This window comes from Candidatus Clostridium eludens (assembly GCF_045310515.1).
GTDB classification, from domain to species: Bacteria; Bacillota; Clostridia; order Clostridiales; family Clostridiaceae; genus Clostridium_B; species Clostridium_B eludens.
In genome coordinates this window covers 1-3,662 of the sequence record NZ_JBJHZX010000104.1, presented here as the reverse complement: position 1 = coordinate 3,662, position 3,662 = coordinate 1, and the positions used below count along the sequence as shown (strand labels likewise).

The window sequence follows — 3,662 nt, the reverse complement described above, 5'->3', positions numbered from 1 at the left end:
TTTTTCTTTTTCCTACTCATAGCTATAAGCTTTCCGGAACCACAGGTAAAACCTGTGGTATTCTAAAATAAAAAAAAGCCACTCTATCCCCATATGGGATAAAGTGACTACTATGCCACCCATATTTATTTTTTATACTAATATAAAAATAGCAATTAAAAGTTCTATAAAATAAAAAACACTTCACCCTATAAGGGCAAAATGAACATTCTGCTATACCACCTTAATATAAAATCAGCTTTTTCAAGTACGGAGATTACTCGATACCCTGTCCTTTTAACGGTGGACTATCCGTTTATTGCTACTGCTATTTCACATCACATCTCAGAGACCCATTCAATACAGACTACAGTATTTGGCTCTCACTATCCCAAATTCACTTTAACTAAATTTCCATATCTACTACTTCTCTTCACTGACTTTTACTCTTATTTTTTACATCATATACCTGTTTGGGTAAAAAGTCAATATATTAGTAAATTTTAATTTTATCAAATAAATTATACTTACTCTTTAAATCACATTGTTTATTTTACCACATAAAAACACTGAAAAATTCAACTATAAATAATTTTGCACCATATCATAATTACAGTCATAACCCTATTGAAGCAGAAATACTACCCAAAAACATAGTCGTTTTTTCCAAGGCGGGAATAAGGCGGGAATATTTAAAATCAAATTAATATAGCAGCCTTAAAAAAGGCTGCTATGACGCACAAATAGTGCATTTGTAAGTTAGTTGACCTGGTCTTTGCCCCCACACTCGCCTTTAGAAACAATCATATATCTAACTTATATCTAAATCACTCTAAACCCTCATCAATACTGCTGTTGCTAACCCGTAAATTATTTTTATTTTCATATATTATACTCTTATCAGGTCGGGAATAGGTCGGGAATTTTTTGAGTACATTTTTACAATTTATTTTATGTATTTTGTTATAAATATCTCCTCTGGTTAATTGTTTTAAATCCAACCCATCTAGTATTTTAATCAATTCCTCCTTTATCAATTCCTTTTTAGTCACTTACAGTCCCCCTTACCTTTTATTAACAATCTGCTTTTTCGCAGAACATCCGTTCTAATTCACTATTATCATATTACCATAAAATCGCTAACATATCCACATCATTCTACTTATATTTTTTCTTCTCAAGGTTCTTGCTATCATCCATGTTCCTCCTTTATTTGCTGAATATTTAAACGGTGCACCTTTTATTGCTTATATATTAGCACAAAAAATATTCCTAGGAGGAATATCGTTCATCAATTAGTTACATTTTCCAGCATTTGATTATTTATAGTTTGAAAAATATGTCGTATAATGTAGAATCGAGGTGGTTTATTTGTTTAGAGCTATAAGAAACAAATTAGGTATTACACAAAAACAAATGGCTGAAAGACTTGGTATGAGCCAAAGTCGTTTAAGTAAGCTGGAAAATAGTTCTGTTTATACGATGAATTATATAAGTATTCCTTTCATTAAAAAAACATGTGATGAATTTACAATGTGTCCAATAATGTTATTTCTCTATTTCTACGAAGGACAATTTTATTGTCCTTTTTATTCAAAAAAGACAAAATAACTTGAATAGGGCAATGCATAATAAATCTTCCTATAAACTGTAAATTGTATAACAAAGTTTAGGAGGATGAAAATATGTTTGGGGATAGACTAAAAGAACTCCGTGAAGAAATGGAGCTAACCCAAGATGAATTAGGGAAAATGCTAAATGTTTCGAGACAATCTGTTTCCAGTTATGAATCACAGGATATTGAACCTAGCATAAATAACATAGTTAAACTAGCAAATATATTTGATGTAAGTTTGGATTATTTACTCTGCAGAACAAAAGAAAAACATAATTTAAATTTAAAAGATATTGAGGATAGAGATTTTATAGTAGATATTGCAAAGATAATTAAAAAACATTATAAAAAAACAAAGTAAGTTATAAAAGTTAATTTACTTTGTTTTTTTACTTTATACCCTCTTAACTATTTTTTATAAAATACAAAAGGGGAATACTAAACTCCCCCCTCTTTACCGCATCATTTATCCTATGCAATTTAAAAATCCCTTAGATATATATACCTAAGGGATAAAATATTCACTAATTAAAGAACAGTAATATTTTCTGCTTGTGATCCTTTTTGTCCTCTTCCTTCGTCAAAAGAGACTTTTTGGCCCTCATCAAGTGTTTTATAACCTTCTGACTTTATTTGAGAAAAGTGTGCAAAAATATCTTTTCCATCTTCTCCTGTAATAAATCCAAATCCTCTATTTTCATTAAACCATTTAACCGTACCTGTCATATAAGTACCTCCAAAATTTTATTTCTTAAACTCTCTGTAACAACCATAATACACTAAATAAAATTTCTATAATAATAAATGCATATATTATTTAAGTACCTATTGAAATATACCTGTGTTTAAATTAATTACGATTCATTTAAGTATTTGTTAAACATACCATATATTATTAAAAAAATCAAATTATTTCTGTACAGTTATCAAGTTCCAGCTAAACTACTCTTTATTTTATACAACAGCTCCCTCTCCAACAAAACCACATTCTGAACTAAATTCTCTCCAGTGTCTACTATCTGGTATACTGTAACATCTTCATTGTCATTATTCAAGAAGGCTGTTAACATGACATTTCCCTCTTGCAATATTTTATATTCGTAATAGGTTATTTCCTTATTTATAGAGGCCACTATCTCATTTAATTTTCTCTTTAACCGTTCTTTAGATCCAATACTTTTAGTGTACTCATCCATTGGTTCAAAATAACTTCCATTACACTTTACACCCCTTATATCTATAATTTCACTACAATCATTGCAAGGGTATTTACCTCCATCCAGATCTTTAAATATACATTTTTTACATCTTGTCCCCATAACCTCATCCCCCAATTTTAATCTTACTAAGGTAAATTTTAACATAGAAATTGTAGAATTTCTAGGGATTTTGGTGAATTGTAGAACATATTACAAAATAGAATGGTCAAATAATAACATAAATTTCACATATTTATTCCAAATTATACCCATAATTACTAGGTATAATTTACTTAAAATTAAGCCTAGTAATTAAACAAAATATGCTTAAAATAAGTTTAAAAAAGGGGGAACTACAATGTCTAAAATAACAATTATAGATAATGAATATGCTTCTTTATGGTATTATACTGAAACCAAAATCATACACCACGAAATAAAAAAGTACATATATGGTAAACCACTACAGGATCTATTAAATCAAGGTACTGAGGTATTAAAGAAAAATGGAGCTAAAAAATGGTTATCAGATGATAGAAATAATAGTGCTTTAAGACCGCAAGACTCAGAATGGACGGATAATGTTTGGCTTCCTAATACAGTTAAAGCAGGCTGGAAATATTGGGCATTAGTACAACCAGAAAAGATTATTGGTCAAATAAATATGAAAAAAAAGACAAGTTTTGTTACTGACGGGGGAGTTGTAGTTAAAGTGTTTAATGATCCCAATGAAGCAATGAAATGGTTAGAAAATCAATAGATTATATTTATAAAATAAAGCCTGCACCCACATTGAAATGGACCCTATGTCAAGGACATTTTGAAAAAAGCTAGGCAATTATAAGCTGGTTTCTGTATTGAACAGGAGC

General features: G+C 29.5%; 6 protein-coding genes. 3 read left to right on the top strand and 3 right to left on the bottom strand.

What is annotated here, in order from left to right:
- Nucleotides 1-806: 806 nt before the first annotated feature.
- A complete protein-coding gene (locus ACJDU8_RS25255) occupies nucleotides 807-1,031 on the bottom strand; it encodes a hypothetical protein (protein WP_406794948.1) in 225 nt (74 codons plus the stop codon).
- Nucleotides 1,032-1,350: 319 nt separating this feature from the next.
- On the opposite strand from ACJDU8_RS25255, the gene ACJDU8_RS25250 reads away from it, so the two are divergent.
- Together ACJDU8_RS25250 and ACJDU8_RS25245 are read left to right on the top strand one after the other, a co-directional pair.
- Entirely contained in the window at nucleotides 1,351-1,590 is a 240-nt protein-coding gene (locus tag ACJDU8_RS25250; RefSeq protein WP_406794947.1) for a helix-turn-helix domain-containing protein, read from the top strand.
- A gap of 74 nt (nucleotides 1,591-1,664) precedes the next feature.
- A complete protein-coding gene (locus tag ACJDU8_RS25245; RefSeq protein WP_406794946.1) occupies nucleotides 1,665-1,955 on the top strand; it encodes a helix-turn-helix domain-containing protein in 291 nt (96 codons plus the stop codon).
- A 167-nt stretch (nucleotides 1,956-2,122) separates the two neighbouring features.
- On the opposite strand, the gene ACJDU8_RS25240 is transcribed toward ACJDU8_RS25245, so the two are convergent.
- Both ACJDU8_RS25240 and ACJDU8_RS25235 read right to left on the bottom strand, forming a co-directional pair.
- Complete coding sequence (locus ACJDU8_RS25240) at nucleotides 2,123-2,320, bottom strand: cold-shock protein (RefSeq protein WP_406794945.1); 198 nt, start codon at nucleotides 2,318-2,320, stop codon at nucleotides 2,123-2,125.
- A 200-nt stretch (nucleotides 2,321-2,520) separates the two neighbouring features.
- On the bottom strand, nucleotides 2,521-2,913 hold the full coding sequence (locus ACJDU8_RS25235) for a hypothetical protein (protein WP_406794944.1): 393 nt from the start codon (nucleotides 2,911-2,913) through the stop codon (nucleotides 2,521-2,523).
- Nucleotides 2,914-3,151: 238 nt separating this feature from the next.
- On the opposite strand from ACJDU8_RS25235, the gene ACJDU8_RS25230 reads away from it, so the two are divergent.
- Nucleotides 3,152-3,553, top strand: coding sequence for a hypothetical protein (locus ACJDU8_RS25230; protein WP_406794943.1), 402 nt, complete (start codon nucleotides 3,152-3,154; stop codon nucleotides 3,551-3,553).
- Nucleotides 3,554-3,662 lie beyond the last annotated feature (109 nt).